Genomic DNA, 13,702 nt, shown 5'->3' with positions numbered 1-13,702 from the left:
GGGTATCGCGGTCAATGGCCGAGAGGCCTTTATTGAAATCCGGAGGTTGAATCCATGGCTGATAACGCAAGCCTAACCGGCCTGACTGAAGAAGAGGCGCAGGAGTTTCACGGCATCTTCATGTCTAGCTTTTCCGCATTCGTTGGTGTTGCCGCGTTTGCACATTTGCTGGCTTGGTTTTGGCGTCCTTGGTTGTAATCCGAAACCTCGGGTAGACCAGCTAGATTTCTGACGGGAACGAAGCGCAAAAGCCGCCGTTGCCCGCAATTACTTCAGGAGAACTCGAATGCCCATGCACAAAATTTGGCAGATCTTTGATCCACGTCGCGCCTTGGTAGCGTTGTTTGGATTCTTGTTCGTGTTAGCCCTGCTAATTCACTTTATCCTGCTCAGCAGCGCTGACTTCAACTGGTTGGGTGGCCCCGCCGTTAGTGATGCGGCGACCATGATCTCGCAGGTCATGTCTGTCGTCTGACTCGGGCGAGCAACGTTCGAGACGCTGTGCGGACCCGGTACCCTGCCGGGTTTCGCGCAGCAAGTAGAGGCAGCGAGAGCTGCCTTTTTTGTGGGCATCGGTCTGTGCTTATTGCCCGCGCCAGCGTTGGGCGATGTCAAGCAGGTGCGTGACCAAGGCTAAGGTCAGCGGCAAGGCGATGAATTCCCAGCGGAGGTCGGCGATGGCGGCGCGCAGCGCAAGTATCAACAGCAGGCCAGAGGCGAGTGTCGGCAAGAGTGCTTGCGGCCTCGGACCTCGACCAGTGATGCGACGATAGGCCAGCAAAGCCGCGGTCTCGAGCATCACCAGTAAGATGATGACATCGATGATGCGGCCGCTATGAAATAGCTCGGCGATAGCGGCGATCTCTCATCGTAGAACAATCCAAAAAATCAGCAGACCCAGCATGAGGCGATAGGCTACAAACGGAAACATGCTGATGCGCTCGATGAAGCGCAAGAAGAAGTGGATCGTCAGGTAGGCGATCGCGAACGAGAGTGCGGCCCCAAGCCAAAGCTGGCCCCAAGCGACCGGGTCTGGTGACTCGATGAGTTCCTTGGTCTCTAGTAGTCCCGCGATCAGGATGGTGGGTATCGAGAGCAAGAACGAGAAGCGCGAAGCCGCCTCCCGCGTCAGCCCAAGGAATAGACCCGCGGTCATGGTGATTCCAGAGCGCGAGGTGCCGGGAATGATCGCCATCGCTTGGAAGAGCCCAATCAGGAGCGCGCTGCGCCAGCCCAGCTTGTATTCGTCACGCCTGCGCTTGCCGAGACGGTCGGCTTGCCAGAGCAACAGGCCGAAGCCGATGGTTGTACTGGCGATCACGAGCTGCACGAGGCGTTCGTCTTCGCGGATAACCTCAAGCAGTGCCTTCAATGGGAAGCCGAGCACAAGGATCGGCAAGGTCGCGATCAGGATCATCCATCCCAAGTGGGCGTTGCGATCGGCAAGCGAGCCTGTGCGGATAGCGCTGCCGACGGCAAACGTCATCGTCACGAGCTCATGGCGAAAATACAGCATCACCGCGGCCAATGTCCCAAGGTGCACGGCGACATCGAAGGCGAGACTCTGTAGCGCGTAGCCGAAGACGATCGGCGTCACGATGAGGTGCGCCGAACTCGAGATGGGGAGGAATTCGGTCAAGCCCTGTACAGCGGCGAGCAGAACGATCTGGACGACGTCCATTCAGCGGGTCCTTACAACAGCGGGTCGTGGTGCGCGGGAGCGAGAGTATAGCGCTCAGGCGTCGAAGCGGCACAGGGGCACCATCAGCTCGGCCGAGCTGAGGCCGCCATGGACGCCGATCTGCCGGAATGGCTTTTCGCCGATGAGTGCTTGGTGGAGCAGGGCCCGGTCGCGTGCGATGAGGCAGTAGTCGCCAACGCGCTCTTGTAGGCGCGGGTGCGGCTGACCGAGTCCGAATAGCCCCTGGTCGATCAGATCGGTGCTGCGGAACAGCTCGAAGTCTTGGCTGAGATGATCCATACAGAGGCGCTCGAAGCGCGCGCCCTGATCGAGACGGACATAGCAGTAGGCGGCGCGTGGCTCGCCACAAAGCGGGATTCGCAGGCAGTCAGCAAGCGCTGGAATGCTACTGAGTTCGGTGATCTGCGCTGGCTCGGTATCGAGCTGTCCGTGGTCGGCGCAGATCAGCACCAAGCAGTCAGTGCCGGCGAGACGCTTCATGAGCAAGCTTAGACCCTGTTCGATCGCGTCGAGATGGGCAAGGGCTTGCGGGCTCTCGATGCCCTGTTCGTGGCCAAGGCTATCGAGCCCGGGCCAATAGGCGTAGAAGGTGGTTGGCTTGCGCGCGCGCTTGATGGTCTTTGCGATGACGCTGAACATCCCGGACAAGCGCTCATACGGATACAGCTGAGCCGGCCCGAGATGCGCCAAATTGTACTCTGAGCGGGCGATCGCGCGTGGTGAGATGACGGTAGAAGCGGTGTCCAGGTAAGCAAACAGCGAGCGGTGGCGATAGAGCTGCTGCACGTCGATGCCGGCTTGTTTATAGCTGCTGCCGCCATATCTTGGCTTGCCTGGAAGCACTGCGAGCACACAGCCAAGCTCTGCTAGCCACATATGCCAGCCGGTCATCGCGTGCTGTTGCGGCGCATCACCGGTGAGATAGGTGGTGATCGCCGACGCGGTGGTGGCAGGGAACACCGATGTGAGCGAGCCGAGCCGATGTCGCGCCAAGGGTCCATGGGGTGAGTGCCGCCGCAGCCAGTCGTCGCCGAGGCCATCGATCACCAGCAGCAGGACGTGACGCGCCTGGCGGATCTCGGCTGCGGGCAGCAACGGCGCCTCGGGATAAGGCGCTGCATCGCCAGGCCAATGCCCGCGCGCGTGGATCAGCGACTGCATCAGATTGACGATGCTGCCGCCTTGGTAGTTCGGAACATGCATTGTTGCAGGATACGGTAGCCTCTCTGGCAGGACCAGCCTCGGGCGACGGTGAAGCCAGCGCTGAATCGTCTGAGCTAGCGGTGCGCTATATACGATGCTGTGAAACCCGCGCTTCATCGCCTGGAGGGCGCCGCCCTTCGCATTGAGTAAGCCTCGGTATAATCGTCATCTGCCGCGCATTCGTGCTCAGTAACCCCGCTCGCGCTCTTTATGTCGTCCTTCGATCATCGCACCGCAGTCTCGCAGATCCCGGTTGATCCAGGCGTCTACCGCATGCTTGATGATGCCGGCAGCGTGCTCTATGTCGGCAAGGCAAAAAACCTGAAACGCCGCGTCAGCAGTTATTTCGGCCGCGCATTGAATCGGCGGCTGCAGGTGATGGTGGCGCAGATCGCCGACATCCAGGTGACCGTGACCCGCACCGAGGGTGAGGCGCTGCTGCTCGAGAGCGATCTGATCAAGACGCATCGGCCGCGCTACAACGTCCTCCTGCGCGACGACAAGAGCTATCCTTTCATCTATCTGAGCACCCAAGACGAGTTTCCGCGGCTGTCGTTTTATCGTGGTGCGCGCAAGGGCTCGGGCCGCTACTTTGGTCCCTATCCAAGTGCTTCGGCGGTGCGCGAGACGCTACAGCTGCTGCAGAAGCTGTTCCCGGTGCGGCAATGCCGCGATAGCTTCTATCGCAGCCGGACGCGGCCTTGTCTGCAGTACCAGATCAAGCGCTGCACCGGCCCCTGTGTCGGGCTGGTGTGCGCCGAGGACTATGCACTGGATGTCCAAGACAGCATCAAGTTCTTGGAGGGGCGTACCGACGAGGTGATCGCTGAGCTTGGTCAGCGGATGGAGCAGGCCGCGGAGGCGCTCGAGTTCGAGCGTGCGGCGACGCTGCGCGATCAGATCGCGACCTTACAGCGCATCCAGCAACGCCAATACGTCACCGCCGAGGGCGGGGACGTCGACATCATCGCGGCGGTGGAGGAGGCCGGGACGGTCTGCGTCCAAGTCTTTTTCATTCGCGGTGGGCGCAACCTCGGCAACAAGGCGTTTTTTCCACAGGTGCCCGTCGATGCCGATCAAGCGACCGTGCTCTCGGCCTTCTTGGCCCAGTTCTATGTCGATAAGGAGATCCCGCCAGAGGTGCTGTTGAATGCCGAGCCGGATGAGGCCGAGTTCTTGACCGCGGCGCTGAGCGAGCGCGCCGGTCGGCGAGTGGCGCTGAAGCACCGACTGCGTGCCGAGCGTGCGCGCTGGGTCGAGATGGCGGTCAACAATGCCGCCTTGGCGCTCAAGACACGCCTCGGTAGCCGGGCTGGCTACGCGCGCCGACTGGAGGCGCTGCGCGATTTGCTCGGTCTTGATGCGCTTCCACAGCGCATGGAATGTTTCGACATCAGTCACACCCGTGGTGAGCTGACGGTGGCCTCCTGCGTCGTGTTCGACGACCAAGGGCCGCGCAAGTCCGACTACCGACGCTTCAATATCGAGGGCATCACCCCGGGCGACGATTATGCGGCGATGGAGCAGGCGCTGCTGCGCCGTTACCGCCGGGTCCAGGCCGGCGAGGTTCCCCTGCCAGACCTGCTGTTCATCGACGGCGGTAAGGGTCAGCTCGGTGCGGTCATGCCCGTGCTCGACGAGCTTGGGATCGATGGGGTCAAGTTAGTCGGGGTCTCCAAGGGGCCAGATCGCAAGGCGGGGGCCGAGCAGCTGTGGCTCGCGGATGGGTTGGCCGACGGCGATGCGGCGATCCTCGCCGGCGCTGATTCGCCCGCTCTGCATCTGGTTCAGCAGATCCGTGATGAGGCGCATCGCTTCGCGATCACGGGGCACCGGCAGCGGCGCGATAAGGCGCGCAAGACATCCACGCTCGAGGATATTCCCGGCATCGGCCCGAAGCGCCGGCAGAATCTGCTGCGCGCCTTCGGCGGGCTACGCGGGTTGGTGCGGGCGGCGCCGGACGATATCGCCCGCGTTGAGGGTATCAGCCGAGCGCTCGCGCGCCAGATCCACGACGCACTGCACGCCGAGTCTGAACGGAATTAGCCGGTGCTTGCGGCGGTCTGATGGTTGGCCAGGGCGCTGCTGTTGCTTTTCCGTCCGCGCTAACAACGAACGCCTGACGCTAGGCTGGACTCATGCGGTGGCAAGTGCTTGAGCGGCTGATTGATCCGGCACTGCGAGGAGGGTGCGAACCGGGCGTGCTGTTTTGTTGGAAGACGCGCCCAACGCGATATTGAACGGCTCCAAGTGGTATGATGACTGGCTTTTATCGCTTGCGATAGAGCGTCGCGTTACCGCCGTGCTTGGTTTGATTGCCCGGTGTCGGTGGATTCGATCGCGGCTTCATTCTCTCGCGTTTTGCCCGGTTGCCGGAGCCGCCCGACTGCTCCCCGCCAGGCGCAACACATCCCTGTTTTAGGAAGTTTATAAAGAGCGATGGTCGATTTCGCGAAAGAAGTCCTGCCGGTTAATCTCGAAGACGAGATGCGCCAGTCTTACCTCGATTACGCGATGAGCGTGATCGTCGGTCGTGCGCTGCCGGATGTGCGCGACGGCCTCAAGCCCGTGCATCGACGCGTGCTGTTCGCGATGAACGTGCTCGGTAACGATTGGAACAAGCCGTACAAGAAGTCGGCCCGTGTCGTCGGTGACGTCATCGGTAAGTACCATCCGCACGGCGACACCGCGGTCTACGACACCATCGTGCGCATGGCGCAGCCGTTCTCGATGCGCTACATGCTGGTCGACGGCCAGGGCAACTTCGGCTCGGTTGATGGCGACTCGCCGGCGGCGATGCGCTATACCGAGGTGCGCATGGCGCGCATCGCCCACGCGCTGCTCGACGATCTCGACAAGGAGACGGTCGACTTCATTCCCAACTACGACGAATCCGAGCAGGAGCCGATGGTCCTGCCGGCGCGTTTCCCGAACCTCCTGATCAATGGCTCCTCCGGCATCGCGGTGGGCATGGCCACCAACATCCCGCCGCACAACCTCGGCGAGATCATCGATGCCTGTCTGGCGATCATCGAAGATCCACTGGTAACGATCGAGCGTTTGATGGAGATCGTGCCCGGCCCGGACTTCCCGACCGCGGCGATCATCAACGGCATTCGCGGCATCCGCGAGGCCTATCGCACTGGTCGTGGTCGCATTCGGTTGCGCGCGCGCACCCATCAGGAGACTGAGTCGCGCAGCAAGCGTGAGGCCATCGTCATCACCGAGCTGCCGTATCAGGTCAACAAGGCGCGCATGCTCGAGAAGATGGCCGAACTGGTGCGCGAGAAGAAGCTCGAGGGCATCGCCGAGCTGCGCGACGAATCGGACAAGGACGGTATGCGGGTGGTGATCGAGGTCAAGCGCGATCACTACCCAGACGTGGTGCTGAACAACCTCTATCAGCACACGAGCATGCAGACCGTGTTCGGCATCAACATGGTCGCCTTGGTCGATGGCCAGCCGCGTACATTGAATCTCAAGCAGATGCTTGAGTACTTCCTACGCCATCGCCGCGATGTCGTCACTCGCCGTACCATTTACGAGCTGCGTAAGGCGCGCGACCGCGCCCATCTGTTGGAGGGCTATACGGTCGCCTTGGCCAACATTGACGAGGTGATCGCGCTGATCAAGGCCTCGGCCAGCCCCGCCGATGCCCGTGAAGGGCTGATGGCGCGCGACTGGGCCGCTGGTGAGGTGGCTGGGATGCTCGAGCGCGCTGGTGCGGATGAGACCCGGCCAGATGATCTCGACGCCGGTTTTGGCCTGCGTGAGGATGGTCTGTATCGGCTCAGCGAACGCCAGGCGCGGGCGATCCTCGACCTACAGCTGCAGCGCCTGACCGGACTCGAGCAAGACAAGATCATCAAGGAATTCGAGGCCATCCTCGAGACCATCTCCGAGCTACTGGCGATCCTGCGCGATCCGGACCGGTTGATGCAAGTCATCCGCGATGAGCTGACCGCGATTCGCGACCAATATGCCGACAAGCGTCGGACCGAGATCACCGAGGATCAGGCCGATATCTCGCTGCTCGACCTGATTGCGCCGGAAGATGTGGTGGTCACGCTCTCGCATGCCGGCTATGTCAAGGCGCAGCCAATCGCCGAGTATCAGGCCCAGCGCCGGGGCGGCAAGGGGCGCAGTGCGTCGAATCTAAAAGACGAGGATTTCATCGACCGCCTCTTCGTCGCCAACTCGCACGACACCGTGCTCTGTTTCTCAAGTCACGGCAAGGTCTATTGGCTCAAGGTCTACGAGCTGCCGCAGGCCAGCTACGGTGGCCGCGGGCGGCCGATCGTCAATCTGCTGCCGCTCGAGAAGGATGAGCGCATCAACGCCACGCTGCCGGTGCCTGAGTACGAGGAGGGTAGCTTCGTCTTCATGGCCACCAGCAAGGGTACCGTCAAAAAGACGCCGTTATCGGACTTCTCGCGTCCGCTATCACGCGGCATCATCGCCATCGACCTGCACGAGGACGAGTATCTGATCGGCGTTGCGGTGACCGATGGTCGTCAGGATATGATGCTGTTCAGCTCGGCCGGTAAGGCGGTACGTTTCAATGAATCCGAGGTGCGCTCGATGGGGCGCACGGCGCATGGCGTGCGCGGCATCTCGCTCGGCGAAGGCCAGCGCGTGATCTCGCTGTTGGTGGCTGAGCCTGGTACGGTCCTCACCGTTGGCGCCAACGGCCAGGGCAAACGCACGCCGATCGAGGAGTTCCCGACCAAGGGCCGTGGCACCAAGGGTGTGATCTCGATGCGCATCGGCGAGCGCAATGCCGAACAGGTCGGCGCGGTGCTGGTGCGGCCCGGCGATGAGATCATGCTGATTACCGAGGCCGGTACCCTGGTGCGCACCGGCGTCGACGATATCTCGATCCTCAGTCGTAACACCTGGGGTGTGAAGCTGATCAATCTCGGCGACAATCAGCGCCTGGCTGGTATCGAGCGCATCATCGCGCTGAACGGCGATGATGAGGACAGTGAGCTCAGCGATGAGGGTTTGTCTGGCGACGATTCGCCCGGCGCTGATCCGGCTGGGAATGGCGCTGACAACGACGCTGATCTCGACTAATGCGCCCCCTATCCAATCGATTGAATCAAGAAGAAGGTACCGCTGATGTCTCGACCCTATAACTTCAGCGCCGGCCCGGCGATGCTGCCAGAGCCCGTGCTCAGCCAAGCCCAGGAAGAGATGCTGGACTGGAACGGCAGCGGCATGTGCGTGGCCGAGATGAGCCATCGCGGCAAGGAGTTCATGAGTATTGCCGAGCAGGCCGAACAAGATCTGCGCGAACTGCTGGCGATTCCGGAAGGTTATCGGGTGCTGTTCCTGCAGGGCGGCGCCTCGAGCCAGTTTGCGATGGTGCCGATGAACCTGTCCGGGCGCGCCGGTAAGGCTGATTATCTCAATACCGGCAGTTGGTCGAAGAAGGCCATCGCCGAGGCGCATCGGTTTTGTGCTGTGCATATCGCGGCCAGCACGCAGCCTGAGCATTTCGTGCGCGCGCCAGCGCAGTCGGAGCTGGCACTGTCCGAGGATGCGGCCTACCTTCATTACACGCCAAACGAGACCATTGAGGGCGTCGAGTTTCCTTACATTCCCGAGTCCTCGGCGCCGCTAGTGGCCGATATGTCATCAACGCTGCTGTCGCGGCCGATCGATGTCTCGCGTTACGGGTTGATCTACGCCGGTGCGCAGAAGAACATCGGCCCGGCAGGGCTGACGATCCTCATCGTCCGTGAGGATCTGCTCGGTGAGCCGCTCAGTGGCACCCCAACCATGTTCGACTACCGGGTTCATGCCGATAGCGGCTCGATGTACAACACGCCGCCGACCTATGCCTGGTATTTGGCCGGTCTGGTGTTCAAATGGTTGAAGGATCTCGGTGGGCTTGAGGGCATGGGCGAGATCAACCGGCGCAAGGCCGAGAAGCTCTATGCCGCGATCGATAGCTCCAGCTTCTACGCCAATCCGGTCGAGCCGGCGTCGCGCTCCTGGATGAATGTGCCCTTCACGCTCGCCGATCCTGAGCTGGATGCCGACTTTCTCGCCGGGGCCAAGGCGGCCGGGATGCTCACCCTCAAGGGCCATCGCTCGGTCGGCGGCATGCGCGCAAGCATCTACAATGCGATGCCTGAGGCCGGTGTCGATGCACTGATCGCCTTCATGGCTGAGTTCGAGCGGACCAAGGGGTGATCGGGTGTACAAGATCCAGACACTGAACAACATCTCTGTAGCAGGCCTCAATCGGCTGCCGCGCGAGCAGTACGAGATTGCATCCGAGCTGAGCCATCCCGATGCGATCCTGGTGCGTTCGGCAAAGATGCACGATCTGCCGGTGCCCGCGAGTCTGAAGGCGATCGGCCGCGCGGGTGCGGGCGTGAACAACATCCCGGTGCCGGCGATGACCGAGCGCGGTATTGCGGTGTTCAACGCTCCGGGCGCCAATGCCAATGCGGTCAAGGAGCTGGTGCTGGCCGGCATGCTGCTGGCGGCGCGCAATATTGCTCAAGGCTGGCAGTTTGCCCGCGAGCTTGAGGGCGATGATGCGGCGATCGGCAAGGCGGTCGAGGCCGGAAAGAAGCAGTTCGTCGGCTTCGAACTGCCGGGCCGGACCTTGGGCGTGATCGGACTAGGTGCGATTGGCGTGTTGGTCGCCAATGCCGCACGGGCGCTTGGCATGAAGGTGATCGGCTTTGATCCCAGCATCACCGTGCGCAGTGCCTGGAAACTGGAGGCCGATGTCGAGCGTGCGCTGTCGATCGATGATCTGGTCTCGCGCTCCGATTTCATGAGCTTTCATGTGCCATTGACCGACAAGACCCGGCATATGATCAATGCCGAGCGCATTCAGAGCATGCGCGATGGGGCGGTCCTGCTCAACTTCTCCCGCGATGGCATCATCGATGACGATGCAGCGGTCACCGCGCTCGATGCTGGCAAGCTCTACGCCTATGTCTGCGACTTCCCCAGCAATCTGCTGAAGGCGCATCCGCGTGTGGTGACCCTGCCGCACTTGGGCGCTTCGACCTGTGAGGCGGAGGAGAATTGCGCGGTGATGGTGGCGGATCAGGTTCGCGCCTATCTCGAGGATGGCAACGTCAGCAATTCGGTCAACTTCCCTGAGATCCATCTACCACGCAACGGTGGACATCGGATGGTGGTAGTCAATCGCAACGTACCGAACATGCTCGGGCAGATCTCGACCGATCTCGCCCAGGATGGTTTGAATATCATCGATATGCTGAACCGCTCGCGAGACGACCTAGCGGTAACGCTGATCGATATCGACCAGCCCTGTCAGGAGCAGACGGTACAGCGCATCGCCGGCATTGATGGTGTGTTGTCAGTGCGTTGTCTGCCTGATGCCGTACAAGCCTGAGACGAGGTTGACCCAAGGTGGTCGAGCGGAGGTTTCTGTGATCAACAGGCGTTACCAGGACTCATGACCAGCGACGATCAGCTCCAACAGGTGCGCGAGCGGATCAACGCCATCGATGCCGATCTGTTGCGGCTGATCTCCGAGCGCGCCGCATGCGCCCAAGCTGTGGCCAAGATCAAGGATGCCCATGGTGAGTCGGTCAAATACTACCGACCGGAGCGCGAAGCCGAGATCTTGCGCCGCATCAAGGCCGAGAATCCCGGTCCGCTCGACGGCGAAGAGATCGCTCGGCTGTTCCGCGAGATCATGTCGGCCTGTCTGGCGCTCGAGAAGCCACTGAAGGTGGGTTATTTGGGGCCGCAGGGCACCTTCACTCAGGCCGCGGCGCTGAAGCATTTTGGCCACTCGGTGCATGCCCAGCCGTTCGGTGCGATCAGCGATATCTTTCGCGAGGTCGAAGCGGGCGCCTGTGACTATGGTGTGGTGCCGGTCGAGAACTCGACCGAAGGGGTGGTCAACCACACGCTCGACATGTTCATGCGCTCGCCGCTGCTGATCGCAGGCGAGGTGACGCTGCGCATCCATCATCATCTGCTATCGAACGCGAAGGATCTGGCTGCGGTGCGGCGGGTCTACTCGCATCAGCAATCGCTGGCCCAATGTCGCGGCTGGCTCGATCGCTATCTGCCGAATGCGGAGCGCGTCGCGGTTGGAACCAATGCCGATGCGGCAAAGCGCGCGGCGGCGGCAGAGGACGCCGCGGCGGTGGCGAGCGAGGCGGCCGCAGAACTCTATGCGCTGAGGGTTCTGGCGCAGCGTATCGAGGACGAGCCCGGCAATACCACCCGATTCTTGGTCATCGGCTCTGAGGATTCGCCGCCAAGCGGGCATGATAAAACCAGCATGCTGTTGTCGTGCAGGAACGAGGCGGGTGGCTTGCATCGGTTGTTGACCCCGTTTGCGAAACAGGGCCTGAGCATGACCCGAATCGAATCCCGCCCCTCGCGTCAGGGTGTGTGGGATTACGTCTTTTTTGTCGATGTCTGCGGGCACCGGCAGTCGCCCGAGGTTGAGGCAGCGCTCGCGGAGCTGAAGGGCGCTGCGAACCTGTGCAAAGTGCTTGGCTCCTATCCGGAGGCCGTGCTCTAGGATGCGCTGACCTCCGTGGATGCGCATGCTGGCCCGTGCTGGCCTGGGCCAACGAAGCCAACGAAGCCAATGGCGACCGGGCGGCCATGAGCAGCCGAGAGCCGGCTGCCAATCGAGTAGGAGTGCATGATGAGCGAACAGCCAAACCGACATCTGGCGAAGGCCGCACCGCAGATCGCGGGGCTGACACCTTATGTGCCGGGAAAGCCAATCACCGAGCTTGAGCGAGAGTTGGGTATCACCGGGTCGGTGAAGCTGGCCTCGAACGAGAATCCACTTGGCTGTGGTGAAGCGGCGCGTGCTGCCTATGCGGCGGCTGCGGCTGAGCTGGGGCGCTATCCGGATGGCGGGGGGTTTGCGTTGCGCCGGGCAATCGCTGCGCATCATGGCGTTGAGCCTGAGCAGGTGACGATTGGCAATGGCTCTAACGATGTGCTTGATCTGGTTGCGCGTGTGTTCCTGCATCCTGGGCTGGAGTCGGTGTTTTCCGAGCATGCCTTTGCCGTCTATCCGATCGCGACCATGGCGGCCGGCGCGCTTGCACGCGTCGCACCGGCGCGCGACTTTGGACATGATCTCGAGGCGATGGCGGCACTGGTCAATGAACGCACGGGCGTGGTTTGGATCGCCAATCCGAACAATCCAACCGGGACATGGATCGCGGCCGAGCCGTTGCGGGCCTTCTTGTCTGGCCTACCAGAGCACTGCATGGTGGTGGTGGATGAGGCGTATTTCGAGTATGTCGATGAAGCTGATTATCCAGACACCAGCGCTTGGCTCGATGACTATCCGAACCTGATCGTCACGCGCACCTTTGCCAAGATTCACGGGCTGGCCTCGTTGCGGGTCGGCTATGGCCTCAGTCATGCGCATGCCGCTGAGCTGATGAACCGTGTCCGGCATCCGTTCAATGTCAATGCACCGGCGCAGGCTGCGGCGGTGGCTGCGCTTGCTGATCGTGAGCATGTTGAGCGCTCGGTTGCGCATAACCAGCAGGAGAGGGCGCGGGTGATGGCGGGTCTCGACGCCTTGGGCCTGGACGCGATTCCGTCGGTTGGTAATTTTGTCACGGTTGATCTGGGCCAGCCGGTCGGTCCTATCGATCAGGCGCTGCTGCGCGAGGGCGTGATCTGTCGCCCGGTTGCGAATTACGGCCTGCCGACGCATCTCCGCATTAGTATCGGCCTGGCGGAAGAGAACGACCGGATGCTGGCGGCACTCGCTCGGGTGCTCGGGAAAACGAACGCGCCTCGGAGCGGCGGATGATCGAGCGCCTTGCAGTCATCGGCGTCGGTCTCATTGGCGGGTCTTTGGCGCGAGCCTTGCGCGCGGCTGATGCCGTCGGGGAGGTGATTGGCTGCGGTCGCTCGATAGAGAACCTTAAGCTCGCGCTCGAACTCGGTGTGATCGACGATTACGTTTTCGAGCCCGGCGATGCGGTGGCGGATGCCGATATGGTGTTCATCGCCGTGCCGTTGGGGGCGATTGCGGGGGTCTTTGCGAAGATCAAGGGGCGGCTCCCAGCGCGTGCTGTGGTCACCGATGGCGGCAGCGTCAAAGGCAGCGTTGTTAGCGATGCTCGGCGAGTCTTTGGCGGCAATGTTCCGTCCTGGCTGGTGCCTGGACATCCGATCGCGGGCACCGAGCGCAGCGGCGTCGGCTCATCGTTTCCTGACCTTTACCAGAGTCGCCGGGTTATCCTGACGCCCGTACCTGAGACAGACCCAGGAGCGGTCGCGCGGGTGCGGGCGATGTGGGAGCAGGTGGGCTCTGAGGTGACCGAGATGAGCGTCGAGCATCACGATGAGGTGCTTGCCGCGACCAGCCATCTGCCGCACATGCTGGCGTTCGGGCTGGTTGATGCGCTCGCGAGGATGCGTAGCAACGATGAAATCTTCCGCTATGCGGCCGGCGGCTTCCGCGACTTCACCCGCATCGCTTCATCGAGTCCAGAGATGTGGCGCGATATCTGTATTGCCAACGCGGACGCCCTGAGCAGCATGCTGAGCCGCTTTGGCGATGAGCTCAACGAACTCTCGAACACCATTCGATCTACCGATGCAGATGCGTTGCTGAGCATCTTTGAGCGCGCGCGCGCGGCGCGGGAGCGCTATGTTGACGGGTTGGAGCCATCAACAACGGGTGGTGATTGAGGAACTGCCGCTAGTTCGTTGCCGGAGTTGAGGCCCGATGCTTATCGGCGTCTTCTCGACGCGCGAGGCATCAGGGCCTGGCGATCCTGTCTAGGTGATTCCAAGTGC

Annotated in this window: 12 protein-coding genes; 9 read left to right on the top strand and 3 right to left on the bottom strand. The window is 61.9% G+C overall.

Annotated elements, in window-relative coordinates; genetic code table 11:
* Positions 1-54: 54 nt before the first annotated feature.
* Entirely contained in the window at positions 55-198 is a 144-nt protein-coding gene (gene pufB / locus CCR96_RS00650; RefSeq protein ID WP_200244210.1) for a light-harvesting antenna LH1, beta subunit, read from the top strand.
* Positions 199-286: 88 nt separating this feature from the next.
* Positions 287-475 (top strand): light-harvesting antenna LH1, alpha subunit, encoded by a 189-nt coding sequence (gene pufA / locus CCR96_RS00645; protein ID WP_420827238.1) that lies wholly within the window; start codon positions 287-289, stop codon positions 473-475.
* Positions 476-583: 108 nt separating this feature from the next.
* Here the strand turns inward: pufA and CCR96_RS00640 are convergent, their stop codons facing one another.
* The 3 genes from CCR96_RS00640 to CCR96_RS00630 form a co-directional block, all read right to left on the bottom strand.
* Positions 584-799, bottom strand: coding sequence for a hypothetical protein (locus CCR96_RS00640; protein WP_207191806.1), 216 nt, complete (start codon positions 797-799; stop codon positions 584-586).
* Between the two features lie 66 nt (positions 800-865).
* Complete coding sequence (locus CCR96_RS00635; protein WP_201215104.1) at positions 866-1,681, bottom strand: undecaprenyl-diphosphate phosphatase; 816 nt, start codon at positions 1,679-1,681, stop codon at positions 866-868.
* Between the two features lie 54 nt (positions 1,682-1,735).
* On the bottom strand, positions 1,736-2,905 hold the full coding sequence (locus tag CCR96_RS00630) for an alkaline phosphatase family protein (RefSeq protein ID WP_201215103.1): 1,170 nt from the start codon (positions 2,903-2,905) through the stop codon (positions 1,736-1,738).
* Positions 2,906-3,115: 210 nt separating this feature from the next.
* Here CCR96_RS00630 and uvrC point away from each other — a divergent pair, with 210 nt between their 5' ends.
* From uvrC to CCR96_RS00595, 7 genes are all read left to right on the top strand, one after another.
* Positions 3,116-4,951: an excinuclease ABC subunit UvrC gene (gene uvrC, locus CCR96_RS00625; RefSeq protein WP_201215102.1), complete on the top strand. Its 1,836-nt coding sequence runs from the start codon at positions 3,116-3,118 to the stop codon at positions 4,949-4,951.
* A gap of 393 nt (positions 4,952-5,344) precedes the next feature.
* Positions 5,345-7,981 carry a DNA gyrase subunit A gene (gene gyrA, locus CCR96_RS00620; RefSeq protein ID WP_201215101.1) on the top strand — a complete coding sequence of 879 codons (2,637 nt, stop codon included), beginning with the start codon at positions 5,345-5,347 and terminating at the stop codon, positions 7,979-7,981.
* A gap of 45 nt (positions 7,982-8,026) precedes the next feature.
* Positions 8,027-9,106, top strand: coding sequence for a 3-phosphoserine/phosphohydroxythreonine transaminase (gene serC, locus CCR96_RS00615; RefSeq protein ID WP_201215100.1), 1,080 nt, complete (start codon positions 8,027-8,029; stop codon positions 9,104-9,106).
* Between the two features lie 4 nt (positions 9,107-9,110).
* Positions 9,111-10,292 (top strand): NAD(P)-dependent oxidoreductase, encoded by a 1,182-nt coding sequence (locus tag CCR96_RS00610; protein ID WP_201215099.1) that lies wholly within the window; start codon positions 9,111-9,113, stop codon positions 10,290-10,292.
* A gap of 63 nt (positions 10,293-10,355) precedes the next feature.
* A complete protein-coding gene (pheA, locus tag CCR96_RS00605; RefSeq protein WP_201215098.1) occupies positions 10,356-11,441 on the top strand; it encodes a prephenate dehydratase in 1,086 nt (361 codons plus the stop codon).
* Positions 11,442-11,570: 129 nt separating this feature from the next.
* Positions 11,571-12,707 carry a histidinol-phosphate transaminase gene (gene hisC, locus CCR96_RS00600; protein WP_201215097.1) on the top strand — a complete coding sequence of 379 codons (1,137 nt, stop codon included), beginning with the start codon at positions 11,571-11,573 and terminating at the stop codon, positions 12,705-12,707.
* Complete coding sequence (locus CCR96_RS00595) at positions 12,704-13,594, top strand: prephenate dehydrogenase (RefSeq protein ID WP_201215096.1); 891 nt, start codon at positions 12,704-12,706, stop codon at positions 13,592-13,594. Before hisC ends, CCR96_RS00595 begins: the two co-directional genes overlap by 4 nt.
* Positions 13,595-13,702 lie beyond the last annotated feature (108 nt).

This window comes from Halochromatium roseum (assembly GCF_016653315.1).
GTDB classification, from domain to species: Bacteria; Pseudomonadota; Gammaproteobacteria; order Chromatiales; family Chromatiaceae; genus Lamprobacter; species Lamprobacter roseus.
The sequence above is the reverse complement of the archived record's forward strand: the minus strand, read 5'-3'. Positions and strand labels throughout refer to the sequence as shown.